24 protein-coding genes and 1 tRNA gene are annotated in these 23,435 nt (G+C 33.4%); 19 read left to right on the forward strand and 6 right to left on the reverse strand.

From position 1 onward, the window contains the following. Window positions 1-4: 4 nt before the first annotated feature. The 7 genes from Q0800_RS00205 to sufD all read left to right on the forward strand — a co-directional run bounded on the left by Q0800_RS00205 (window position 5) and on the right by sufD (window position 5,971). A complete protein-coding gene (locus Q0800_RS00205) occupies window positions 5-1,063 on the forward strand; it encodes a cytochrome c peroxidase (protein WP_299126599.1) in 1,059 nt (352 codons plus the stop codon). Window positions 1,064-1,175: 112 nt separating this feature from the next. Beyond that, a complete protein-coding gene (locus tag Q0800_RS00210; protein ID WP_299126600.1) occupies window positions 1,176-1,421 on the forward strand; it encodes a hypothetical protein in 246 nt (81 codons plus the stop codon). A gap of 104 nt (window positions 1,422-1,525) precedes the next feature. After that, the gene (locus tag Q0800_RS00215) at window positions 1,526-1,855 is read left to right on the forward strand and encodes an iron-sulfur cluster assembly accessory protein (RefSeq protein WP_299126602.1); all 330 of its coding nucleotides are present in this window, start codon (window positions 1,526-1,528) and stop codon (window positions 1,853-1,855) included. A 9-nt stretch (window positions 1,856-1,864) separates the two neighbouring features. Then, complete coding sequence (gene sufB / locus Q0800_RS00220) at window positions 1,865-3,313, forward strand: Fe-S cluster assembly protein SufB (RefSeq protein ID WP_299126604.1); 1,449 nt, start codon at window positions 1,865-1,867, stop codon at window positions 3,311-3,313. 48 nt (window positions 3,314-3,361) lie between these two features. Then, window positions 3,362-3,772, forward strand: coding sequence for a hypothetical protein (locus tag Q0800_RS00225; protein WP_299126606.1), 411 nt, complete (start codon window positions 3,362-3,364; stop codon window positions 3,770-3,772). Window positions 3,773-3,776: 4 nt separating this feature from the next. Beyond that, complete coding sequence (gene sufC / locus Q0800_RS00230) at window positions 3,777-4,529, forward strand: Fe-S cluster assembly ATPase SufC (protein ID WP_299126607.1); 753 nt, start codon at window positions 3,777-3,779, stop codon at window positions 4,527-4,529. Between the two features lie 128 nt (window positions 4,530-4,657). Then, window positions 4,658-5,971: a Fe-S cluster assembly protein SufD gene (sufD, locus tag Q0800_RS00235; RefSeq protein WP_299126608.1), complete on the forward strand. Its 1,314-nt coding sequence runs from the start codon at window positions 4,658-4,660 to the stop codon at window positions 5,969-5,971. Window positions 5,972-6,373: 402 nt separating this feature from the next. Here sufD and Q0800_RS00240 read toward each other — a convergent pair whose 3' ends face one another. Continuing rightward, entirely contained in the window at window positions 6,374-6,676 is a 303-nt protein-coding gene (locus Q0800_RS00240; protein WP_299126609.1) for a hypothetical protein, read from the reverse strand. A 122-nt stretch (window positions 6,677-6,798) separates the two neighbouring features. On the opposite strand from Q0800_RS00240, the gene Q0800_RS00245 reads away from it, so the two are divergent. The 8 genes from Q0800_RS00245 (at window position 6,799) to Q0800_RS00280 (ending at window position 15,153) form a co-directional block, all read left to right on the forward strand. Then, window positions 6,799-8,013, forward strand: a complete 1,215-nt coding sequence (locus tag Q0800_RS00245) for a cysteine desulfurase (RefSeq protein WP_299126610.1) — start codon at window positions 6,799-6,801, stop codon at window positions 8,011-8,013. A gap of 49 nt (window positions 8,014-8,062) precedes the next feature. Further along, window positions 8,063-8,890, forward strand: coding sequence for an META domain-containing protein (locus Q0800_RS00250; RefSeq protein WP_299126612.1), 828 nt, complete (start codon window positions 8,063-8,065; stop codon window positions 8,888-8,890). 33 nt (window positions 8,891-8,923) lie between these two features. Beyond that, window positions 8,924-9,346: a SufE family protein gene (locus Q0800_RS00255; RefSeq protein WP_299126613.1), complete on the forward strand. Its 423-nt coding sequence runs from the start codon at window positions 8,924-8,926 to the stop codon at window positions 9,344-9,346. A gap of 79 nt (window positions 9,347-9,425) precedes the next feature. Next, window positions 9,426-9,752: a DUF59 domain-containing protein gene (locus Q0800_RS00260; RefSeq protein WP_299126616.1), complete on the forward strand. Its 327-nt coding sequence runs from the start codon at window positions 9,426-9,428 to the stop codon at window positions 9,750-9,752. 2 nt (window positions 9,753-9,754) lie between these two features. Then, a complete protein-coding gene (locus Q0800_RS00265) occupies window positions 9,755-10,261 on the forward strand; it encodes a DUF2480 family protein (RefSeq protein WP_299126617.1) in 507 nt (168 codons plus the stop codon). A gap of 114 nt (window positions 10,262-10,375) precedes the next feature. After that, window positions 10,376-11,320: a DUF3078 domain-containing protein gene (locus Q0800_RS00270; RefSeq protein WP_299126618.1), complete on the forward strand. Its 945-nt coding sequence runs from the start codon at window positions 10,376-10,378 to the stop codon at window positions 11,318-11,320. 231 nt (window positions 11,321-11,551) lie between these two features. Next, entirely contained in the window at window positions 11,552-14,317 is a 2,766-nt protein-coding gene (locus Q0800_RS00275) for a PD-(D/E)XK nuclease family protein (RefSeq protein ID WP_299126620.1), read from the forward strand. Continuing rightward, on the forward strand, window positions 14,314-15,153 hold the full coding sequence (locus tag Q0800_RS00280) for an alpha/beta fold hydrolase (RefSeq protein ID WP_299126621.1): 840 nt from the start codon (window positions 14,314-14,316) through the stop codon (window positions 15,151-15,153). Before Q0800_RS00275 ends, Q0800_RS00280 begins: the two co-directional genes overlap by 4 nt. Before the next feature lie 34 nt (window positions 15,154-15,187). Here the strand turns inward: Q0800_RS00280 and Q0800_RS00285 are convergent. Both Q0800_RS00285 and Q0800_RS00290 read right to left on the reverse strand, forming a co-directional pair. After that, a tRNA-Ala gene (locus Q0800_RS00285) sits at window positions 15,188-15,261 on the reverse strand. A gap of 3 nt (window positions 15,262-15,264) precedes the next feature. After that, window positions 15,265-16,062: a universal stress protein gene (locus tag Q0800_RS00290; protein ID WP_299126623.1), complete on the reverse strand. Its 798-nt coding sequence runs from the start codon at window positions 16,060-16,062 to the stop codon at window positions 15,265-15,267. Window positions 16,063-16,142: 80 nt separating this feature from the next. Between Q0800_RS00290 and Q0800_RS00295 the strand changes: the two genes are divergently transcribed. From Q0800_RS00295 to Q0800_RS00310, 4 genes are all read left to right on the forward strand, one after another. Next, on the forward strand, window positions 16,143-16,643 hold the full coding sequence (locus Q0800_RS00295; protein WP_299126625.1) for a GNAT family N-acetyltransferase: 501 nt from the start codon (window positions 16,143-16,145) through the stop codon (window positions 16,641-16,643). Beyond that, window positions 16,640-17,974 (forward strand): MATE family efflux transporter, encoded by a 1,335-nt coding sequence (locus Q0800_RS00300; protein ID WP_299126627.1) that lies wholly within the window; start codon window positions 16,640-16,642, stop codon window positions 17,972-17,974. The genes Q0800_RS00295 and Q0800_RS00300 overlap by 4 nt, the downstream gene beginning before the upstream one ends. A 127-nt stretch (window positions 17,975-18,101) precedes the next feature. Then, window positions 18,102-18,554, forward strand: a complete 453-nt coding sequence (locus tag Q0800_RS00305; RefSeq protein WP_299126628.1) for a 6-carboxytetrahydropterin synthase — start codon at window positions 18,102-18,104, stop codon at window positions 18,552-18,554. Window positions 18,555-18,564: 10 nt separating this feature from the next. Next, complete coding sequence (locus Q0800_RS00310) at window positions 18,565-19,335, forward strand: UDP-2,3-diacylglucosamine diphosphatase (protein WP_299126671.1); 771 nt, start codon at window positions 18,565-18,567, stop codon at window positions 19,333-19,335. Here Q0800_RS00310 and Q0800_RS00315 read toward each other — a convergent pair. The 3 genes from Q0800_RS00315 to recJ are packed head-to-tail and all read right to left on the reverse strand — an operon-like array spanning window position 19,332 to window position 23,431. Beyond that, window positions 19,332-20,606 carry an MFS transporter gene (locus Q0800_RS00315; protein ID WP_299126630.1) on the reverse strand — a complete coding sequence of 425 codons (1,275 nt, stop codon included), beginning with the start codon at window positions 20,604-20,606 and terminating at the stop codon, window positions 19,332-19,334. The two genes, Q0800_RS00310 and Q0800_RS00315, sit on opposite strands and share 4 nt — an antisense overlap. Before the next feature lie 3 nt (window positions 20,607-20,609). Further along, the gene (locus Q0800_RS00320; protein ID WP_299126632.1) at window positions 20,610-21,713 is read right to left on the reverse strand and encodes an OmpA family protein; all 1,104 of its coding nucleotides are present in this window, start codon (window positions 21,711-21,713) and stop codon (window positions 20,610-20,612) included. Window positions 21,714-21,739: 26 nt separating this feature from the next. Next, window positions 21,740-23,431, reverse strand: a complete 1,692-nt coding sequence (gene recJ, locus Q0800_RS00325; RefSeq protein WP_299126633.1) for a single-stranded-DNA-specific exonuclease RecJ — start codon at window positions 23,429-23,431, stop codon at window positions 21,740-21,742. Between the last annotated feature and the right edge of the window lie 4 nt (window positions 23,432-23,435).

Genomic DNA, 23,435 nt, shown 5'->3' on the forward strand with positions numbered 1-23,435 from the left:
AAATATGAAGAGATTCTGTGTTTTAATATTAGCTGTGCTAACCGTTGTAAATTGTGCAAATGAAGATTCAAATTTAGACTACCAGCCTACATTGCAACCCTTAGATACACCACAAATTTTCTCATCTAACATAATTGCTCCAATAATCCCTGCAGATAACCCGCAAACTACTGAAGGTATAGCTTTAGGAAAACGCCTTTTTTTTGATCGAATTTTGTCAGCAGACGGCACGCAATCCTGTGCAACGTGTCATTCTCCGCAAAGTGCCTTTACTGATAATTTACAGACTAGTTTTGGTGTTAGTGGTAGCGCTGGCACTCGTAATTCTATGCCATTATTTAATTTAGCTTGGAATTATGGCGAACGATTTGCTTGGGACGGCAAAGAACTAAGTTTAGAACGCCAAGCAGAAGAACCTGTGCAAAATCCAATAGAATTACATAGTAATTGGGATAACGTTATAGAGCGGTTACAGAATCACCCTGAGTATCCTGAGCTCTACAGATTAGCTTTTAATAGCACTATAATAAACAAAGAACTTACAACAAAAGCAATCGCTCAATTTGAGCGTACTTTGATTTCAGCAAATTCTAAATTCGATAGATATTCGCTGGGACAAGCCTCATTATCAAATCAAGAATTAAATGGTTTAGATGTATTTTTAAGAGAAGATAAAGGAGACTGCTTTCATTGTCATGGCAACCCAAATAATCCACTATGGACCGACAATGATTTTCATAACAACGGTTTAGATAGCACATTTAATGATCTAGGGCTTGGTGGTGTAACTGGCGACCCTAATGATAACGGAAAATTTCGTTCACCATCATTACGCAACTTGGCTTTCACCGGACCTTACATGCACGATGGTAGATTTGCAACCATAGAAGAAGTTATAAATCATTACAGCGAAGGGCTACAAAATTCACCAACTATAGATCCATTAATGAAGAACATCAATGAAGGTGGTGCACAATTAACCGAACAAGATAAAGCGGATTTAAAGGCCTTTTTATTAACACTTACCGATCAGTCTTTCGTTAACAATCCAAATTTTCAATAATCTTAGAGTAGTAAATCTTTAATTTTAGTGCATTTCATCGAAAATAAATGTATTTCATCTTGGAGCGTTACATTTTTTTAATATTTTCATGGTCCCTAAATAACCTACACCTATGAAATTTAAAGTAAACTCAGCGCTACCGTGTGCAGTTTTTGGTCATAATTATATTAAATCAAAAATGAATGCAGATCAAACTTCAGAATTAACATGCTCACATTGCAAAACGGTTGCAAATACTGATCCTTTTGGCAACTTTATTGAAACCTCATCACCAAGTAAGGATGTTCAGAGCACACTAAGAAAACTCTATCACTTAAGCCTTAGAACTCGACAATTTAAAGTGGCTGAATTACAATAATTAAATACAATACCAGTATATCCTAATATAATGTTAGGTTGTATGGTTAAGAGAGACTTATATCGTATCTTTGCACACTGTTTAGAGTTAATCTATATAAGAATATGATAAAAGTTTCCGATTCTGCTAAAAAGAAAGTGGTTGAGCTTATGACTGACGACGGCTATAATCCTAGTAATGATTATATTAGGGTTGGCGTTAAAAGTGGTGGTTGCTCTGGTCTATCTTATGACTTAAAATTTGATAATTCTAAGGCCGAAGAAGATAAAGTCTTTGAAGATAATGGCGTAAAAATTATTGTAGACAAGAAAAGCTTTTTATATCTCATCGGTACAACTTTAGAGTATTCTGGAGGATTAAATGGAACCGGATTTGTTTTCAACAATCCAAATGCCAACCGCACCTGTGGTTGCGGAGAATCATTTTCACTTTAAAACAAATTGATGAGCAAGTATACTGAAGACGATTTAAGAGAAGAATTAAAAACCAAGGAGTACGAATATGGTTTTTACACAGATATTGAGTCTGAGACGTTTCCAAATGGTTTAAACGAGGATATTGTTAGAGCAATTTCCAAGAAAAAAGAAGAACCAGAATGGATGACAGAATGGAGATTAGAAGCCTTTAAAGTTTGGAAACAAATGACTGAGCCAGATTGGCCAAATGTTCATTATGAAAAACCAGACTTTCAAGCTATTTCTTACTATTCTGCTCCTAATAGCAAACCAAAATATGAAAGTCTTGATGAAGTAGATCCCGAGCTTTTAGCAACATTTGAAAAACTGGGTATTTCTTTAGATGAGCAAAAGAAGTTAACAGGTGTAGCAATGGATGTTGTTGTAGATTCAGTTTCTGTAGCAACTACCTTTAAAAAGACCTTAGCAGAAAAAGGTATCATTTTTATGAGCATTTCTGAGGCCATCCAAAAACACCCAGAATTAGTCAAAAAATATATCGGTACCGTTGTGCCGCAAAAAGATAATTTTTATGCCGCTTTAAACTCTGCAGTGTTTAGTGATGGTTCATTCTGTTACATTCCTAAAGGCGTACGTTGTCCTATGGAATTATCTACATACTTTAGAATTAACCAAGCTGGTACAGGACAATTTGAAAGAACCTTAGTTATTGCAGACCAAGGCAGTTATGTAAGTTACTTAGAAGGCTGTACAGCGCCAAGTAGAGATGAAAATCAATTACATGCAGCAGTTGTTGAATTAATTGCATTAGATGATGCAGAAATAAAGTACTCAACTGTACAAAATTGGTATCCAGGAAATGCCGAAGGAAAAGGTGGTGTTTATAATTTTGTAACCAAAAGAGGTCTGTGCGAAAAGAATGCAAAAATTTCATGGACACAAGTAGAAACAGGTTCTGCTGTGACTTGGAAATATCCATCTTGCGTATTAAAAGGTGATAATTCTGTAGGCGAATTTTACTCTATTGCTGTCACCAACAACTTTCAACAAGCCGATACAGGAACTAAAATGATACATCTTGGTAATAATACCAAGTCCACAATTATATCTAAAGGAATCTCTGCCGGTAAATCGCAGAACTCCTACAGAGGTTTAGTACAAATTAGTCCGAGAGCTAAAAATGCACGTAACTTTTCGCAATGTGATAGTTTACTAATGGGCAATGAGTGCGGTGCACATACATTTCCTTATATAGAAGCTAACAATAAATCCGCACAGATTGAGCATGAAGCTACAACTAGTAAAATTGGAGAAGACCAAATTTTCTATTGCAACCAACGCGGTATTGATACCGAAAAGGCCATAGCATTAATTGTAAATGGTTTTAGTAAAGAAGTACTAAATAAGTTACCAATGGAATTTGCTGTTGAAGCCCAAAAACTATTAGAAATTAGTTTAGAAGGTTCTGTAGGATAAAGCTATTTATAAGTAGATGCTTTCCATCATGAAATAAATAACAAATCAATGAAAAAGCTTGTAATCATTTTAGTATTAATCGTAAGTGTTTTAGCCTGTAAAAACGAAACAAAGCCCGAAGTTAACCTAGAAGAACAAAACCGTGCAAAATCATACGATGTAAACGATGGCTATATAACTATGCGTGGCGAATTTGTGTATTATGCTGATGCTGCGGTTTTTCAGACATCAAACGATATCTATGGTGTTGTTATTGACGAAAATATGCACCTATTAAACGAAACAGCAAAACCATTTAAAACTGCCGACACAGATGGAGTTATGGTTACAGCTCGTGTAAAAAAAATTAAAAAACCAGAAGGTGAAGAAGGCTGGCCTTTTTCTTTAGAAATTAAAGAAATATTAAAGGTAGAAGCTACCAAAAAAAGTAATAAAGACGTTATAAAATTATCAAACTAGTAAGATGTTAAATATAAATAACTTGCACGCAAGTGTAGATGACAAAGCGATTTTAAAAGGAATAAACCTCAATGTAAAACCAGGCGAAGTCCATGCTATAATGGGACCAAATGGTTCTGGTAAAAGCACCTTGGCTTCTGTTATTGCCGGTAAAGAAGATTACGAAGTTGATGAAGGTGAAATTCTGTTAGAAGGAGAAAACATTGATGAACTTGGAGCAGACGAGCGTGCACACAAAGGAGTGTTTTTATCTTTTCAATATCCGGTAGAGATACCAGGTGTTAGTGTTACTAACTTCATAAAAACAGCCATCAACGAAACACGTAAAGCAAAAGGTTTAGAAGATATGCCTGCTAACGAGATGCTAAAGATGATTAGAGAAAAGGCAGAGCTGTTAGAGATAGACCGTAAGTTTTTATCGCGCTCTTTAAACGAAGGATTTTCTGGTGGTGAAAAGAAGCGTAATGAGATTTTTCAAATGGCAATGTTAGAGCCTAAGCTGGCTATCTTAGATGAAACAGATTCTGGTTTAGATATTGATGCCCTGCGTATTGTTGCCAATGGAGTTAATAAATTAAAATCCGAAGATAACGCCGTGGTAGTTATAACGCATTATCAAAGACTGTTAGACTACATTGTACCAGATCACGTTCATGTTTTAATGAACGGTAAGATCGTTAAGTCGGGTGGTGCAGAATTAGCCCACGAGTTAGAGGCCAAAGGTTACGACTGGATTAAAGAAGAAGTTAGCGCGTAACGCTAGTTTGTCATTCCTGCGTAGGCAGGAATCCAAAAAAAGAATAATAAACTTTACACAAAATCCCACTGTTTTAGGGATTATAAAAATATAAAGCGAGGTGAGATTCCCGCTTTTGCGAGAATAAAATGGAATTAAAAGATAAGCTTATATCATCATTTATGGCGTTTGAAAATAACGTTGATGTAGATTCTCCTATACACGATATTCGTACGGAAGCTATAAAGAATTTTGAAGATGAAGGGTTTCCTACAAAACGACAAGAGGCTTGGAAATACACCTCATTAGATGCTGTACTAAAACACGATTATAGTGTTTTCCCCAAGCACGAGAGTGCGTTAGAGTATAAAGATGTAAAGAAATATTTCATACATGAGATTGATTGCTATAAAATCATTTTTGTGGATGGTAAGTACTCTTCGCACCTATCACAAACCACACACGACGATATCGACGTATGCTTAATGTCCTCAGCTTTAAGTAAGCCAAAATATAGACTCATCATTGAAAACTATTTCAATAAAATAGCAACAAAAGATGGTATATCATCATTAAACACGGCTTTCTCAGCAGAAGGTGCTTACATTCATATTCCAAAAAATAAATTGGTTCAAAAACCAATACAAATTATTCATTTCTCAACAGGGCGCGAAGGTGCTTTACTCTTACAACCTCGTAATTTAGTTGTTGTAGATGAGAACTCACATGTTCAAATTATAGAGCGTCACCAAAGTTTAACGGACAACCCTATCTTAACAAATAGTGTTACCGAAATTTTCGCGAATAAACGCGCTATAGTAGACTATTATAAAATACAGAATGATACCTCTTCGGCATCTTTGATTGATAACACTTTCATAAATCAAAAGCAGGAAAGTATAGCTAAAGTACACACCTTCTCCTTTGGTGGAAAACTCACTAGGAATAATCTTAATTTTTATCAAAACGGAGAACGCCTAGACTCCACTATGAAGGGTATTACTATAATCGGAGATAAACAGCACGTAGATCACAACACCTTAGTACACCATATTGAGCCTAATTGCGAAAGTCACCAAGATTATAAAGGGATTTATAATGATAGTGCCACAGGTGTTTTTAATGGCAAGGTCGTTGTAGAAAAAGAGGCGCAAAAGACCAATGCATTTCAGGCTAATAACAATATTTTAATTAGCGATAAAGCAAGTATTAATACCAAACCTCAGCTAGAGATTTTTGCTGATGACGTAAAATGTTCTCACGGTTGTACCATTGGTCAGCTAGACGAGAGTGCCATGTTTTATTTACGTTCTCGTGGCATCCCAGAAAAGGAAGCAAGAGCATTGTTAATGTTTGCATTTAGTAACAATGTATTAGATTCAGTTAAAATTCCTGAAATTAAAACTCGAATTACTAAGATTATAGCAAGTAAATTGGGTGTTAATATTGGGTTTGATTTGTAGATTATTAACAATAAATAGCTTTATCACTTTTTAAAAGACGTTTGTCCTAATTACGATTTACGCTGTAAATAGTAGAAAAGAATAGCACTAAACATATATAGAACAACATCTACAGCGTCAGGTGTATAGCGCTTATAGTATTTAGGTAAAATAAATTCAAAAAGTATTGCGTAGACAATGGCTAGATATAAAACGTGGTGTAATCTCAAATAAAAATGAGGTTCATTTTTTGTAATCCGTAATACTGTTAAACTTATTGTTAAACAAATAGGTACAATTAAAAAATCATTGACGTAATTATTAACAATTGCAGGCAGTTCCATATTTAGTCGCTGAGCACCATAAATAAGGGTGCCGATAATTACAGAAACAATAAAATATAGTTTTAAAGTTCTATTCATGTCATCCAGCTGCAATAGCAAAAACTAGCCAGGCAATAAATGCTCCTATAGCACTAACAACCGCAAAACTAGAATACAGGAATGCTCCTGTAATACGATAGACCATATTTGGATGACTTCTCAAGTTTTCGATAAAATTTGGTGGCTGCATCTTTAAAACTTCCGCTCTTTTTTTCTTTTGTGCTTCCACCTTTTGCTCACGACGTTTTCTAAAGGATAAAACAGCACCACAGTTTTTACAGAACTCAAGATTTTCATTATAAACACCACAGCTAATACATTTTATGATTCTTCTCTTCGCCAAATAGTTATTGTTTTTCTAATATTTATACTGTACAAAGATACCAAATCACCATTCATAAAGTGGTCCTAATTATTGTTTACTAACTTTAACTATTCGTATTTTTGTATATGGAATTGAAACAGATGTTAGACATACAAAAAATAAGAAAAGATTTTCCAATACTTAATAGAAAAGTTAACGGAAAACCTTTAATTTATTTTGATAACGCTGCCACCTCACAAACACCACAGCAGGTTATTGATGTTATAGTAGATTATTACTCCAATTACAATGCCAATATCCATAGAGGTGTACATGCTTTAAGCCAAGAAGCCACAGATGCTTATGAGCTAGCACGCGTTAAAATTCAGAAACATTTTAATGCCAAAAGTCCTCATGAAATTATTTATACCTCTGGTACCACACATAGTATAAACCTTGTTGCTAATGGATTTTCTTCACTTTTAACAAAGGGAGACGAAATTTTAATTTCAGCTTTAGAACATCATAGCAATATTGTACCCTGGCAAATGCTATGCGAACGAACAGGCGCTACATTAAAAGTCATTCCCATGAATCAAAATGGTGAGTTGGTTTTATCAGAATTTGATGCGCTTTTAAATGATAAGACAAAACTCGTTTTTGTAAATCATATCTCTAATGCTTTAGGCACCATAAATCCAATAGAATATATTATAAATGAGGCCCATAAAGTTGATGCTGCGGTTTTAGTTGATGGTGCACAATCTTGCCCTCATATAAAACCAGATGTACAGTCCTTAGACGTAGATTTTTATGTGTGTTCCGCACATAAAATATGTGGCCCAACAGGTGTTGGTATGCTATACGGAAAAGAAGCGTGGCTAAATAAATTACCACCTTACCAAGGAGGTGGTGAGATGATTGCAGAGGTTACGTTTGAAAAAACAACTTACGCAGACTTACCTCATAAGTTTGAAGCTGGTACGCCAAACATTTGTGGAGGTATTGCTTTTGGTGCCGCTGTCGATTATATGAATGCTATAGGATTTGAAGCCATAGCGGCTCATGAAAACGAGCTTTTAGATTATGCCACACATCAATTACAACAAATAGAAAGACTAAAAATATATGGTACATCTAAAGAAAAAACCTCTGTAATATCATTTAATGTAGGTGCCATTCACCCTTACGATATTGGTACAATTTTAGATAAAATGGGTATTGCTGTACGTACTGGTCACCATTGTGCCCAACCTATAATGGACTTCTATAATATACCAGGTACTATTAGAGCGTCTTTTATGTTTTATAATACTAAGGAAGAAATAGATACCTTTATAGCAGCTTTAAAAAAAGCAGTTTTAATGCTCTCCTAGAGTTTGGCATTAAAAATGTATCTTAGTTAACAAACAAAGCGTTATAATTATGAAATTTATATTCAGTTTAATAGCAATGATAATGTTAACAGAATCTTGTAAATCAACAATAGAAACTCCAACATCTCTACAAAAACAAGTGGAAGCTGAGTCATTACCCTCTGGCACTTATAAAATCAATACACTGCAAGGGTATTCTAACTCCATGAAAAAAGCAAAAATCACATTTAATAGTGATGGAACAATTTCGGGCTCTACAGGCTGTAATTGCATGTTTGGAAATTACAGAATAGATGGAAATACCATTACATTCAAGGGTATTGGTGCATCTAAAAAATATTGCCCAGAGGTCTCTAAATCTGAACGGCTTTTATTAAAAGCATTAAATTCTACCACTAATTTCTCAATAGGTGATAATATGCTTACCTTATCTAACGTTGATGGCTTGTTAATTAAAGCAGTCCCAGTTGGTGGAGCTTCAGAACAAAAAAAAATAAGTGAGCATTATTACACCACAAGTGTTAGCTATAAAGCTTTAGGTCGTGGTTATTTTGAGTTTATAGAAGTTTCAGAAGATAAAGTTTCAATCGCTTCGGACGCAAATTTAAAGGATATTAAAACCTATAAGTCTACTAATAAAAAGGATTGGGCTTCTGTAGAAGCTATGATTAAAAGCGTAAATCTTTCAAATTTAAATAACTTAAAAGCGCCTACTAATAAAAGGCTATACGATGGTGCTGCCAGCGCTACCTTAACCATTAGAACAGGTGATATGATAGTGACCTCCTCCGCCTTTGACCATGAGCATCCCCCAAAAGAGATTGAAGCACTTGTTAATAAAGTGTTATCCATAAAAGAAAACAGCACTAAAGAGTAGTGATTTTGTAACTTTGATATAAAGATATTTATTATGACTATTGAAGCTATTCAAAACGACATTATTGATGAGTTTTCCATGTTTGAGGATTGGGAAGAACGCTACCAGTATATGATAGACCTTGGAAAAACACTTCCGCTAATAGATGAAAAATACAAAACTGAAGATCATATTATCAAAGGATGCCAAAGTAAGGTATGGGTGCATGCAAATTTAGAAGATGATAAAATTAATTTTACAGCAGACAGTGATGCCATAATAACTAAAGGTATTATTGCTATATTAATACGCGTATTTTCTAATCAGAACCCAAAGGCCATTATAGATGCTAATACGGATTTTATTGATAAAATTGGCTTAAAAGAACATTTATCGCCTACTAGAGCCAATGGCTTAGTGAGTATGATAAAACAACTAAAGCTGTATGCTATAGCATATCAAACACAATTAAACTGATTTGTAATTATTGCTTAGACAATAATCTAAATCTTAAAAAGATTTCCGCTTCTTAAGGAAACAAAAAATAAATTTTTCGATGAGTGAAACAACTATAGACACCAATATTCTAGGAGACAAAATTGTAAGAGTTTTAAAAACCATTTACGATCCTGAAATTCCTGTTGATATATACGAGCTAGGCCTTATTTACGATGTTTTTGTAAACGAAGATTACGATGTTAAAATTTTAATGACACTAACCACACCAAACTGCCCAGTTGCAGAAACATTGCCGTTAGAAGTTGAAGAAAAAGTAAAGTCCTTAAATGATGTTAAGGATGCTGAAGTAGAAATAACTTTTGATCCTCCTTGGTCTCAGGATTTAATGAGTGAAGAGGCAAAATTAGAATTAGGAATGCTTTAGCTATGGCTGAAGAAATAATAAATAGAGTAGCCAAAAGTAATCTAAAAGTCATTGACTTAGAGGATTATTATCCCAATGGAGATCGTGTGCTTTTTGATATTAAAGACTGGCTGTTTGAAGGCTTAGTACTTAGAGAAAAAGAATTTAGAGCTTTTGTGTCTCACCAAGATTGGTCAAAATTTAAGGATACTTATGTGGCGTTATATTGTTCAACAGACGCTATTATACCAGATTGGGCTTTTATGCTCATTGCAACCCAACTCCAAGACCTTTCAAAACTTACTGTTATTGGCTCTCTTGAGCATTTAGAGTCTATAATTTACACTTCAATTATTAATAACCTAGATGTGTCAACATACAAGGATAGACCTGTAATTATTAAAGGATGTTCTCATAAACCCGTGCCAACAAATGCGCTTGTATTACTTACCCAGAAACTAAAACCAGTGGCTAAATCTATTATGTTTGGCGAAGCATGTTCTGCAGTACCTATATTTAAAAGAAAATAATGTGACTTTTCTTATTTTTTAAGGTCTTAATAGTAATACGTTTTTTATAGAAAATTATTATTAACCTATATTTGTAAACTAATAACTATAACGATTTACTAAAATTAATTTATTATGAACAAAAAATTACTTTTATCCGTATTCTTAATGTTTAGCCTAGCGATTAGTTTTGCGCAGACTAAAGAGGAATTAGAATCTCAAAAAGCTGAAAAACAGGCTGAAGCCGATAAATATCAGGCTGAGGCTAATGCTTTGCAAGCAAAAATAGATGCATTACCAGGTTGGAGAAAAGGTGCTTTTGGTACAATAGGTGGAAGCCTTTCTAATTTTAACAACTGGTTTGCTCAAGGTACACCTAATAACACCTCTGGTAATATAGGCGCAACCTTAAATGCCTTTGCTAATAAAGTAGAAGACAAATACTTTTGGAATAATTCCTTAAATTTAAATTTAGCGTGGGTAAAGCTAGACGATAAAGATAATGGTACAGATGACGATAGCGATTTTAACCCAACTACAGATGTATTTAACATAAGTTCATTATACGGTAGAAGGTTAAGTGATAAATGGGCTGTTTCTGGTTTAGGTGAATATAGAACTACCTTATTAGATAACTTCAACGATCCAGGATATCTTGATCTTGGTGTTGGAGCAACATGGACACCAATAGAAAATTTATTTGTTGTTATACACCCATTAAACTACAACTTTGTATTTGCAGAAAATGATACTGTTTTTAACTCTTCTTTAGGTGCAAAAATTGTAGCAGATTACACTAGACAATTTGGTGCTGTTAGCTTTAAATCTAACTTCTCCACATTCCAAAGTTATGAAAGTAGTGATTTGTCTAACTGGACATGGATAAACGGGTTTAGTTACACGCTTTGGAAAATGATCGGTGTTGGTTTTGATTTTGGTCTTAGAAGCAGCAAGCAAGAAGCTTTAAATTTTGCTTTAAATAATTTTGATGCAATGAGTGGAGATCCTACTCCTGATTTTAATAATATTGATAACGATTTACAATCTTACTGGACTATAGGTTTAAGCTACGCTTTCTAAAAACTATTTTACATTTATATAAAAAAGAGGTCTAATATTAGACCTCTTTTTTATATTATTCTTTACATCTAACTACACAAAATGATTATAGAGAAAACGTTTTTACAAAAATTTCTATGAGATGCTTATAGACCCGTTTTATAAATTCATTTAAAGTTTCCTTATTTCAAACTGAATAAAAACTAATTCAAAAAACACTCCTTTATACGGAGCGTTTTTTATTTTTATAGAATGGAAACGTTTATAAAAAGTGTGTTAAAAGATTTAAAGGCTAAAGGGCTAAAAATCGAAGATCTTCACTTTATATTGCCAAGCAGACGTGCTGGCACTTTCTTAAAACATGAATTAGCGACCATACTAACATACCCAATTTTTTCGCCTCATATTCTTAGTATTGAAGCGTTTGTCGAAGATCTTTCTGGGCTACAAAACCTACCTAATACAGAGCTACTATTTAAGCTTTACGAGTCCTATCTTAAACTAACAAAAACAACTGATATAGAGCCCTTTGAATCTTTCTCAAAGTGGGCACAAATAGTATTACAAGATTTTAATGAAATTGATAGATATCTCATTGAACCCGATAATATTTTTGACTACCTCAGTGCTATCAAAGAAATAAATCACTGGTCTTTAGAGGCGCAACAAACCGACCTCATTAAAACCCACCTTAAATTCTGGAAAAACTTAAAAAATTACTATAAAGAATTTACAAACGAATTACTAGAAGCTAAACAAGGCTACCAAGGGTTAATATATAGAGAAGCTGTAAATAATCTAGAACACTATATAGATAGTAATTATAACAGAAAACATATTTTTTTAGGATTTAATGCGCTTAATAAATCAGAGTCAACTATTATACAAGGTTTACTCGAAAACGATCTTGCATTTATTTATTGGGATATTGATAAAACTTTTATTGAAGATAATATCCATGATGCTGGTTTATTTACAAGACATCATAAAAGCACATGGAATTACTTTAAAAAGCACCCTTTTAAATGGCTGGGCACACAATATAAAGAAGAAAAAAATATCAGTGTAATTGGAGTTCCCAAACTGGTAGGGCAAGCTAAATATATAGGACAACTTTTAGAGCAAATACGTCTTAAAAATAAAAACCTATCTAGTGTTGCTGTTGTTTTAGGTGAGGAAAATTTATTGACACCTGTTCTTAATTCTATTCCAAATAGTATAGATCGTCTAAATGTAACGATGGGTTTACCCTTAAAATATGTACCCTTAGCCTCATTATTTGAACTCCTATTTTATATACATATAAATAAGCCAGAAAAATTCTATCATAAAGAGGTCATAGATGTAATAGCTCATCCAACAATCTACGGTTTGTTTTTATCGGATATTGAAAATAAATCCAACAACATAATATCTCATATTCAAAGTAACAATCTTGTTTATGTCGATAATTTCAAACTAAAACAACTAGGAGACCCTTCAGATGATGCGCTTATTGATTTGTTGTTTGGTTCTTGGCAAGATCATCCTAAAATAGCGCTAGAAAACTGTAAGAATTTAATCCAAATCATAAAAGAAGATCTCGTTAAAGATAAACATGCAAATCGTTTAGAATTAGAATATTTGTATAGATTTAATACCCTTTTCAATCAACTATTAAAACTTAATACGGATTTTAGTCATCTTAAATCTATAAACGCATTATATGGTATTTACAAAGAGCTTTTATCAACAGAAACGCTAGATTTTAAAGGCGAACCCTTAGAGGGTTTACAAATTATGGGTATGCTAGAGTCGCGGGTTCTAGATTTTGAAACTGTTATTATAAGCTCAGTTAACGAAGGTATTTTACCAGCAGGCAAAACAAATAATTCTTTTATTCCATTTGATGTAAAAATTGAAAACGGACTACCAACATTTAAAGAAAAAGATGCTGTGTATACCTATCACTTCTATAGACTTATACAACGTGCTAAGACCATTTATATATTATACAATACTGAGATTGATACCTTAAAAGGCGGAGAAAAAAGTCGCTTTATCACACAATTAGATGTAGAAAATATACATCATATAAAACACCTTACCGCTTCGCCTAATGTTCCTGTAATACAAAAACAACCTCAACGCATTTCTAAAAATACGTCGGTATTAAAAGCTCTAAAGGCATTGGCTAATAAAGGATTTTCACCATCCTCATTAACTAATTACATAAGAAATCCTATTGATTTTTATTACGAAAAAATATTAGGAATAAAATCGTTTGAAGATGTTGAAGAAAACATAGCTGCCAACACATTAGGATCTGTAATTCATAATACACTGGAAGAATTGTATAAACCTCTGGTGGGTCAATTTTTAACTCAAGACCATCTCAAAACATTTAAATCTAAAATTGAAGTTTTGGTCACAAAACAGTTTAAAGATTTATACAAAGATGGTGATTTTACAAAAGGTAAAAATCTTATTATTTTTAAAATAGCACAACGCTATATTATAAACTTTTTAAATTCTGAAATTAAAACGCTTAAAGCTGGTAAAAAAATAAAAATCATAGCAATAGAAGCTGATGAAACTGTAGTATTTAATGTTGAAAGTTTAGAGTTTCCTATTAAACTCACAGGTAAAGTAGACAGAATAGATGAGTGCGATGGTGTAACAAGAATTATAGACTACAAATCTGGAAAAGTAGAACAAAATAAAGTTGAGGTAGTTAATTGGGACGACATAACAACCGATTATGATAAGTATAGTAAGTCATTTCAAATATTATGTTATGCCTACATGATGCACAAAAAAAACCTCATAACATTACCTATTGAAGCTGGCATAATATCCTTTAAAAATTTAAATTCTGGCTTCTTAAAGTTCGGTAAAAAAGATTCTCCTTCTAGTAAAAAAAAGAATCAAATTGTTACAGCAGACACCATTTTAAATTTTGAAACCGAACTAAAAAAATTAATTATTGAAATCTATAACCCAGACCTAGACTTTATTGAAAAAGAACTTGAAAAATGATAATTGAAAAAAATATAATATTAAATAGATCGGATAAAAAACCAATTCTTATTGATACGTTTTATTCAGATTTAAAAACAAATCAACCTATTGTTATTTTTTGTCATGGTTATAAAGGGTTTAAAGATTGGGGAGCATGGCATCTTATGGCAAAAACTATTGCTAAAACTGGTTTCTGCTTTATTAAATTCAATTTTTCTCATAATGGAGGTACTATGGATAACCCTATAGATTTTCCAGATTTAGAAGCCTTTGGCAATAACAATTACACAAAAGAACTCGATGATTTAAATGACGTTATTGATTGGGCACAAAGCCATTTTATAAATAAACCTTCAATAAACACCTCAGAAATAAGTTTAATTGGTCATAGTCGTGGTGGAGGAATAGCTATTTTAAAAGCATCAGAAGACGCTAAAATTTCAAAGCTTATAACATTAGCTAGTGTCAGTGATTTTGGCAGGCGCACAGCAACAACTAGTGGTTTAGAAGAATGGCATCAAAATGGCGTAAAGTACGTGCTTAATGGCAGAACAAAGCAACAGATGCCACATTACTATCAGTTTTACGAAGATTTTAAAGCGAATGAAGAACGTCTACATATAGCCTCTGCTGTAAAGCAAATACAGATTCCTATGCTAATTATTCATGGTAATAATGATACGTCCGTTTCAATAAATGAAGCTTATGAATTACACCAATGGAATCCTAATAGTCAATTAGAAATTATTGAAAATGCTGACCATGTGTTTAATGTAAAACATCCTTGGGTAAGAGATACACTTTCAGATCAACTTAAAACGGTAAGTAATTTAATAATTCAGCATTTATCATAAAAAAACACTAGAGGTATACTCTAGTGTTTTATTGTGGAGCATATCGGAGTCGAACCGATGACCTCTACGCTGCCAGCGTAGCGCTCTAGCCAGCTGAGCTAATGCCCCAAATTACTTTAATCCGCTCAACACCAATACTGGTACTTTAGAACTGTGAAAATCTTTTTTTAAGATAACATTATCTTCCCAAAGTTTAGAAAAGAAACCTCGCTTACGTCTTACCACACAAAGTAAATCAGGATTATTTTCTTTTGAATGTTCTAAAACGGCTTGAAATGTTGTAGGACTCTCTATAACTGTTGAATTTGTTAATATAGCTTTAAAATCTTCATCTAAGTCAAAATCATTTTCTTTATAATTGGCGGTTTTGACCATAAGTATATTTACTACGGCTTTATAATGGTTCTTTAAATCTTTTAATGGCTGTAAAACACCTTCTCTTTTTATAACTGTAGATTTTAACGCAACAAGTATTTTGTTTATTGGTTTATAACTATAGTTTTCTGGTACAATTAAAGCAGGTATTTGAGTGCGTTTTATAATTTTACCAGACGTCTTACCCAAATATAACTCGTCCTTAATAGAGTTGGTACGTGGTTCTAATATAATTAAATCTACTTCTAATACATTACTAACTTTTTCAATAGTATCCACTAATTTTCCCTTAAAAGTTCTTGTAACAACCTCAACACCTTTAGTATCAATTGAGGCGACATGAGTATCTAAAAAAGCTTTTGACTCGCGCTCAATAATATGATCTACTTTAATCATAGTTCCTGCTTTTGTGTAAACATTATATATTTGAACCACATAAAGTTTAGCACCAAATGCTTTTGCAAAATCAACAGCAAATTGTAAATGCGATTTTGCGTTTTTTGAAGACCCAACAGGAACTAATATTGTTTTCATAATTACATTTTATTAAAAAACTTAAGGAAGTATTCACCTACCACCCAACATAGATTAATATACAAAAGTAAACATTAAAAATGATTCGTAAAGGCAACTTAGAAGATATAGAAATTATTATGCACATTACAAAAGAATGTGCTAAAACTATGATTGATAATGGTGTTTACCAGTGGAACGAACATTACCCAAACGTTGATGCTTTTAAAAATGACATTGCACGTAAAGAACTCTTTGTATTAGAGCTAAACGGCGTTGTAAAAGGCACTGTGGTTATTTCAACCTTTATGGATAGTGAATATATACCTATTAAATGGCTCACTAAAAACAAAAATAATATTTACATACATCGTTTAGCTATTCATCCTGAGGTCCAAGGTAAAGGCTATGCCCAACAACTCATGGCATTTGCAGAACAGTATGCCATAGATAATAACTATGGCTCTATTAGATTAGACACCTTTTCACAGAATAAAAGAAACCAAAAGTTTTACGAACTTCGCGGCTTTAAACGATTGGGTGATATTTACTTTCCTAAGCAGAGTAAGTTTCCTTTTCATTGTTACGAATTAGTCCTTTGAGTGCATCAATTACATTAAAACAAATTAACAAACTGGCTATACCTGCATTAATTTCTGGTGTGTCCGAGCCTATACTGTCATTAACCGATGCCGCAATCATTGGTAATATGGATTATGGTGCCACTCAATCCTTAGCAGCAGTTGGTATTGTAACTACATTTATGTCTATGCTTATTTGGGTTTTAGGACAAACTCGCAGTGCTATTTCGTCTATTGTATCTCAATACTTAGGTGCCGATAGATTAGACGAGGTAAATAATTTGCCTGCTCAAGCTATTTTTTTAATTACATCTTTAAGTGTTTTAATTATTATTGGTACATATCCATTTGCCGCTCAAATTTTTAAAATCTATAATGCTTCTGGCGTAATTCTAAATTATAGTATAGATTATTATCAAATACGCGTTTTTGGTTTTCCGTTTACACTTTTTACAATAGCAGTTTTTGGTACCTTTAGAGGGCTACAAAATACCTATTATCCCATGCTCATTGCTATAGCAGGTGCTTTAGCCAATATAGTGCTAGATATCGTCTTAGTTTATGGTGTAACGGATGTTATCCCAGCAATGCACATTAAAGGTGCTGCCTATGCAAGTGTTATTGCACAAACTATAATGGCACTATTGTCTGCTTATTATATCTTAAAGAAAACGAATATTCCATTGTTGGTTAAATTTCCATTTAATCCGGAGATTAAACGTTTTATATCAATGATATTAAATTTATTCGTAAGAACAATTGCGCTTAATATCGCTTTATATTTTGGTACTAGTTTTGCTACTAAATATGGCACTACCTACATTGCTGCTTATACCATCGCTATTAATCTATGGTTTTTGGGAGCTTTTTTAATTGATGGTTATGCCAGTGCTGGTAATATTTTATCAGGAAAATTATTTGGTGCTAAAAACTACAAAAACCTCATAGACTTAAGCAATAAACTTATTAAGTATGGTATTATAATTGGTATTGTCATCTCTGTAACAGGGGCTATATTTTATTATCCTATCGGAAATATCTTTACAGATGACAAAGCTGTATTAGATGAATTTTATAACGTCTTTTGGATTATTTTAGCCATGCAACCACTATGTGCCCTAGCCTTTATTTTCGATGGTGTTTTTAAAGGTTTAGGGAAAATGCAATACTTAAGAAATGTGCTTTTATTTTCAACACTCTTCATTTTTATTCCTGTAATTTATTGTGTAGATACATTAGACTATAAACTCAGCGGAATTTTCATTGCTTTTACCCTTTGGATTATCGCTCGTGGATTACCATTAATCATAAAATTCAGAAAAACATTTAAACCACTAGCACAAAACACTTAAATTTGATACATTAATACGAAACAAAATTTATGGATATTCTAGGATTTTTAGGAGGTAATGGATTATTTTTAATTTTAGGTATTGTGCTTGTTGTAGTCTATTTTTACAACCGAAATAAAAGACGTTAATGAGCAACATACGCATTACAAAGCAATTTTCTTTTGAAACTGGTCACGCACTCTACGGTTATGACGGTAAGTGTAAAAATGTACATGGTCATAGTTACAGACTAGACGTCACAGTATTTGGCACACCAATATCAGATAACACCAACGTAAAATTTGGAATGGTTATAGATTTTGGAGATCTAAAGAAAATCGTAAAAGAAGAAATTGTAAATGTCTTTGACCACGCAACAGTGTTTAACAAAAACACACCACATGTTGAGTTGGCTAGGGAGCTAAAAGACAGAGGTCATAATGTCTTGCTCGTAGACTACCAACCCACTAGTGAAATGATGGTTATAGACTTTGCAGAAAAAATTAAACTTCGCCTACCTAATAATATAAAATTACATTCGTTAAAGCTTCAGGAAACTGCAACCAGTTTTGCAGAATGGTTTGCTTCGGATAATGACTAGTAACAACCACATAGAAATTGGTAAAGGGAAGAAAGTCTATTTTGCTTCAGACAATCACCTTGGCGCACCAACTCCTGCAGCTTCTCGCCCACGAGAAAAGAAATTTGTAGCTTGGCTAGATTCTGTAAAAGAAGATGCAGCAGCTATTTTTCTACTCGGTGATTTATTCGATTTTTGGTTTGAATATAAAACCGTAATTCCTAAAGGATTTACAAGAACATTAGGAAAATTAGCAGAAATTGCGGATTCTGGCATTCCTATTTTCTATTTTGTAGGCAACCATGATCTTTGGATGAATGGTTATTTTGAAGAAGAACTTGGCATTTCTGTGTACCACAAACCTCAAGAATTTACTTTTGAAATGGTTGCTGAGCGAAGTCGAAGTACTTTTTTTATTGGCCAGGGTGATGGTCTAGGACCTGGAGACAAAGGTTATAAACGAATGAAAAAAGTATTTATTAGCCCATTATTTAAATGGATTTTTAAATGGGGACATCCAGATATTGGCATGCGAATAGCACAATACTTTTCAGTAAAAAACAAATTAATTTCGGGTGATGATGATGCTACTTTTTTAGGAGAAGACAATGAATGGTTGGCTATTTATAGCAAACGCAAATTACAAGAAAAACATCGTGATTATTTTGTGTTTGGTCACAGACACTTACCCTTAGAAATTGAATTAAACCAAAGCTCAAAATACATCAACTTAGGTGACTGGATTCAGTATTATACTTACGGTGTTTTTGATGGAAACACTTTTGAATTGAAAAAGTATTAGTTTACCTCTTCTAATTCATGCGCTTCAATATCGTCTTGTAAATCTAACGTTCGTAAAGGTTCGTTTTTAGCGCCTATTATAGCAACTATAATCAAAGTTAATGTACCCCCTAGCATAACTGCCAATGGTGCTCCAAAAATCCGTGCAGCAATGCCACTTTCTAGAGCTCCTAACTCATTTGAGGACCCAACAAACATAGAATTAACAGCACCTACACGACCTCGCATTTCATCAGGCGTTTTAAGCTGAAGTATGGTTTGGCGTACTACCATTGAAATCCCATCAAAAACGCCAGAAAAGAATAAGGCTAAAACACTGAGCCACATGAGTTTTGAAGCTCCAAAAATGATCATGCAAACTCCAAACCCAAAAACCGAAACCAGTAATTTTTTACCTGTATTTTTGGTAATAGGAATATATGTAGTAGCGAGCATTGTAATTATACTACCTGAGGAAAGTGCTGCATTCAAAATACCAAATCCTTTTGGGCCTGCATCTAAAATGTCTTTAGCAAACACTGCAAAAATTGCAACAGCACCACCGAACAATACAGCAATCATATCTAAAGTTAATGCACCTAAAATAACTTTATCATTAAATACAAAACTAAGTCCAGCCTTAAGGCTTTCTTTAACAGATTCGTTAGACCCTTTATTCATAATCTGTTTTTGACCTATAAAAAAGACTAAGATTAATGCTAACATAACAAGTAAAAAGACAATTCCCAAGGTATAGTGGACATCTATCCACGCTATAAAAAACCCACCGCATAATGCACCAAAAACATTGGCTCCTTTCCAAGTACTACTACTCCATGTTGCTGCATTAGGATATATTCTCTTAGGTACTAAAAGCGCAATTAATGAAAAAATAGTAGGGCCGAAAAAGGCTCTTAAAACACCACCAAAAAACACCAATCCATAGATACTGTATAAAATTGTATTTGTTTCCCAAGCGGATTCAATTGTTTCGGAGGTTAACCAAAAGAGTCCAAAACTTATCAAGGAAAATAAGGCTATACAAACGGCAAATAAATTTCGTTTTTCCTTTTTATCAACAATATGTCCCGCAAAAGGCGCGAGGAAAAATGCTGGTAAAAATTCGCAAAGACCTATAAAACCCAGAGAAAAAGGATTGTTAGTTAAGGCGTAAACTTGCCACTCAATCACTACAAATTGCATAGACCAACCTAAAACTAAAGCAAAGCGAAGCAATAAAAAAATATTGAATTCTTTATATCTTAAGGCTGCGTATGGGTCGTTTTTTTTCAAATGTTAGTTGTCTATTATTTTAAACTCAACACGTCTATTTTGTTGTCGTCCTTCTTCTGTTTCATTAGTTGAAACCGGTTTAGAGCTTCCAAATCCAATAGATTGAATTCTAGACATATCTAGACCTTGCGAAATTAAATAATCTGCCACAGCTTTAGCGCGCTCCTTAGATAATTCTTTATTCCGTTTATTTAGACCAACATTATCAGTGTGTCCGTAAATTTCAATACTTAAATCTGAATTTTCTTTGAGGTAGCCATAAAGCTCATCTAATTCATGGATTGAAACTTCCAATAATTCTGATTTATCAAAGTCGAATAACACATTATTGAACCTATAAATTTCATTGACTTTTATTTGAGGTTTTTCAATTACTTCTAAACTCGGTTTTACTCCTCTTTTTTCGATTGGTTCAATAGAAACATCATCTATATAATAATATGAAAAGAAAAGTGTACTCGTGGAAAGCACCTTTTGTTTCTTGGTTTTAGGGTTTCTATAGAAATTCCCGATTGAAAAATAATTTTCGTAACCTTCAGCAGTAAATTCGAAAGCATACTCCATCCATGATTTCTTATCAGAAAAATATATATCTTCTGAATTGGAATATATTTTAAATTCACCTTTTGTTGATTTTGAAGGTTTTATTGCTTTTTCACAATTATTAGATTTATAACAAGGTTTTAGCTGCTCTTCTGTGATTAAAACCTGAATATCTTTTAATGCATAAGAGGACTTATCAGCTAAGCTTAAATAAAAGGTCATTTTATACTTTTCACCTTGTTTTAATGTTTGAGATAGTGTCCCTTGTATATATTCTCTGTAGTTTTTGTCAGTATAGACGTAAACACCAGCATATGCATCTCCAGATTTTGCCTTTTGATAACCGTTATAATTTTTAACACCTGTATTCTTATTCTCAGTGCATCCGCTAAAAACATCTGTTGAACCCATATTAGGAATTGACCAATCAGAAACACTACTAGCAAATGCTCCTATGTGCCAAGGACATTCATTATTAACTTCAAAACTAGAGTTGAGGACTAGGTTTTGACTAATTAAAACATTACCGAAAATAAGGATATAAATTATGGTTAATTGTTTCATACTTAGCCAACGAAGTGCTTAAACTTTTATTCTTTTATATCCTTAACCTTCAGCTGTAAACTCACATTACCATTCCAATGGTTTTCGTCAATAGAATAGGCTATACTAAAAGGCCGTCTATTTTTAATGAGGTCTATTTTATCGCCTAATCCAAAACCAATACAAACAATTTTATCACTGAAGGATTGCGTAGCCGTAAATCTAATATGCTTATCGTCTTCACCAACACATTTCCCATAACCTGTATCTTTTATATTTTGACTCATAAACACAGGTGTCATATTACCTGGCCCAAATTGAGCAAATTGGCGGATAATTCGCAATAATTTTGAATTGATATCGTTTAATTCAATTTCTAAATCAACTTTAAGTTCTGGAGTTAATAATTTTGGATCAATGGTTTCTTTAACTACACTTTCAAACTTTGTTTTAAACGCTTCATAGTTTTCGGGCAACAATGTTAAACCTGCTGCATATTTGTGACCTCCAAATTGTTCGATATGTTCGCTACAAGCTTCCAACGCATTATAAACATCAAACCCAGAAACCGAACGTGCTGAAGCTGCTAGTTTATCTCCACTTTTAGTAAATACTAAGGTTGGTCTGTAGTAGGTTTCTATTAATCGAGATGCAACGATTCCAATAACGCCTTTGTGCCAACTGTCCTTATAAACAACAGTTGTAAAACCCTCTTGTTCGTTATTTTCTTCTATTTGAAGTAAAGCCTCTTCAGTAATACGCTTATCGGTTTCCCGTCTATCTGTATTGAACTGGTCAATGTCTACAGCGTACTCTACTGCGAGATTAAAATCAGTTTCCGTTAAGAGTGTTACGGCATGATTACCATGCTTCATTCTTCCTGCAGCATTAATCCGTGGAGCAATAATAAAGACGACATCTGTAATAGTTAACTCATCTTTTTTGACCTCAGCGATAATGGCTTTCATGCCAGGTCTTGGGTTGGTGTTAATTACTTGTAAACCCATATATGCCAGTGCTCTGTTTTCACCGACAATAGGAACGATATCTGCACCAATTGCAGTGGCTACCAAATCTAAATATTCAACCAAATCTTCTGGAGATTGCCCTTGGTTATACGCTAAGGCTGAAATCAATTTAAAACCAACTCCACAACCACATAGTTCTTTAAAGGGATACTCACAATCGGTTCGTTTTGGATCTAAAACTGCAACTGCATCTGGAAGTTTATCTCCTGGTCTGTGGTGATCGCAAATAATAAAATCAATGCCTTTTTGGTTGGCATATGCAACTTTATCTAGAGCCTTAACACCACAATCTAGAGTAACGATTAATGAAAAATCATTATCATGAGCAAAGTCAATGCCTTTATATGAAATTCCATAACCTTCATCATAACGATCTGGTATATAAGTAGCAACAGTATGAATCCGTGTTTTTAAATAGGACGACAGTAATGCCACTGAAGACGTGCCATCAACATCATAATCTCCATAAACCAAAATATTTTCACCTTTAGCCATTGCTTTTTCAATACGTGCAACAGCTTTATCCATATCTTTCATTAAAAAAGGATCGTGCAAATCTTCAAAACTTGGTCTAAAAAATGTCTTGGCATCATCATAATTATCGATACCACGTTGCAATAATAACATTGCAACAATATCATCAACTTGAAGTGCTTCCTTCATAAATCCTACTTGTGTAGCTTCAGGTTTTGGCTTAAGTGTCCATCGCATGAAT

Source organism: uncultured Winogradskyella sp. (assembly GCF_937958655.1).
Classification (GTDB): domain Bacteria; phylum Bacteroidota; class Bacteroidia; order Flavobacteriales; family Flavobacteriaceae; genus Winogradskyella.

Bases quoted from the DNA above. Each gene is read 5' to 3' on its own strand.
- Q0800_RS00215 (WP_299126602.1), top strand. From the start codon at position 1,526: ATGATAAAAGTTTCCGATTCTGCTAAAAAGAAAGTGGTTGAGCTTATG.
- Q0800_RS00210 (WP_299126600.1), top strand. From the start codon at position 1,176: ATGAAATTTAAAGTAAACTCAGCGCTACCGTGTGCAGTTTTTGGTCAT.
- Q0800_RS00265 (WP_299126617.1), top strand. From the start codon at position 9,755: ATGGCTGAAGAAATAATAAATAGAGTAGCCAAAAGTAATCTAAAAGTC.
- Q0800_RS00225 (WP_299126606.1), top strand. From the start codon at position 3,362: ATGAAAAAGCTTGTAATCATTTTAGTATTAATCGTAAGTGTTTTAGCC.
- Q0800_RS00280 (WP_299126621.1), top strand. From the start codon at position 14,314: ATGATAATTGAAAAAAATATAATATTAAATAGATCGGATAAAAAACCA.
- Q0800_RS00305 (WP_299126628.1), top strand. From the start codon at position 18,102: ATGAGCAACATACGCATTACAAAGCAATTTTCTTTTGAAACTGGTCAC.
- Q0800_RS00270 (WP_299126618.1), top strand. From the start codon at position 10,376: ATGAACAAAAAATTACTTTTATCCGTATTCTTAATGTTTAGCCTAGCG.
- Q0800_RS00290 (WP_299126623.1), bottom strand. From the start codon at position 16,062: ATGAAAACAATATTAGTTCCTGTTGGGTCTTCAAAAAACGCAAAATCG.
- Q0800_RS00245 (WP_299126610.1), top strand. From the start codon at position 6,799: ATGTTAGACATACAAAAAATAAGAAAAGATTTTCCAATACTTAATAGA.
- Q0800_RS00255 (WP_299126613.1), top strand. From the start codon at position 8,924: ATGACTATTGAAGCTATTCAAAACGACATTATTGATGAGTTTTCCATG.
- sufB (WP_299126604.1), top strand. From the start codon at position 1,865: ATGAGCAAGTATACTGAAGACGATTTAAGAGAAGAATTAAAAACCAAG.
- Q0800_RS00320 (WP_299126632.1), bottom strand. From the start codon at position 21,713: ATGAAACAATTAACCATAATTTATATCCTTATTTTCGGTAATGTTTTA.
- Q0800_RS00205 (WP_299126599.1), top strand. From the start codon at position 5: ATGAAGAGATTCTGTGTTTTAATATTAGCTGTGCTAACCGTTGTAAAT.
- sufC (WP_299126607.1), top strand. From the start codon at position 3,777: ATGTTAAATATAAATAACTTGCACGCAAGTGTAGATGACAAAGCGATT.
- Q0800_RS00275 (WP_299126620.1), top strand. From the start codon at position 11,552: ATGGAAACGTTTATAAAAAGTGTGTTAAAAGATTTAAAGGCTAAAGGG.
- Q0800_RS00295 (WP_299126625.1), top strand. From the start codon at position 16,143: ATGATTCGTAAAGGCAACTTAGAAGATATAGAAATTATTATGCACATT.
- Q0800_RS00260 (WP_299126616.1), top strand. From the start codon at position 9,426: ATGAGTGAAACAACTATAGACACCAATATTCTAGGAGACAAAATTGTA.
- Q0800_RS00250 (WP_299126612.1), top strand. From the start codon at position 8,063: ATGAAATTTATATTCAGTTTAATAGCAATGATAATGTTAACAGAATCT.
- recJ (WP_299126633.1), bottom strand. From the start codon at position 23,431: ATGCGATGGACACTTAAGCCAAAACCTGAAGCTACACAAGTAGGATTT.
- sufD (WP_299126608.1), top strand. From the start codon at position 4,658: ATGGAATTAAAAGATAAGCTTATATCATCATTTATGGCGTTTGAAAAT.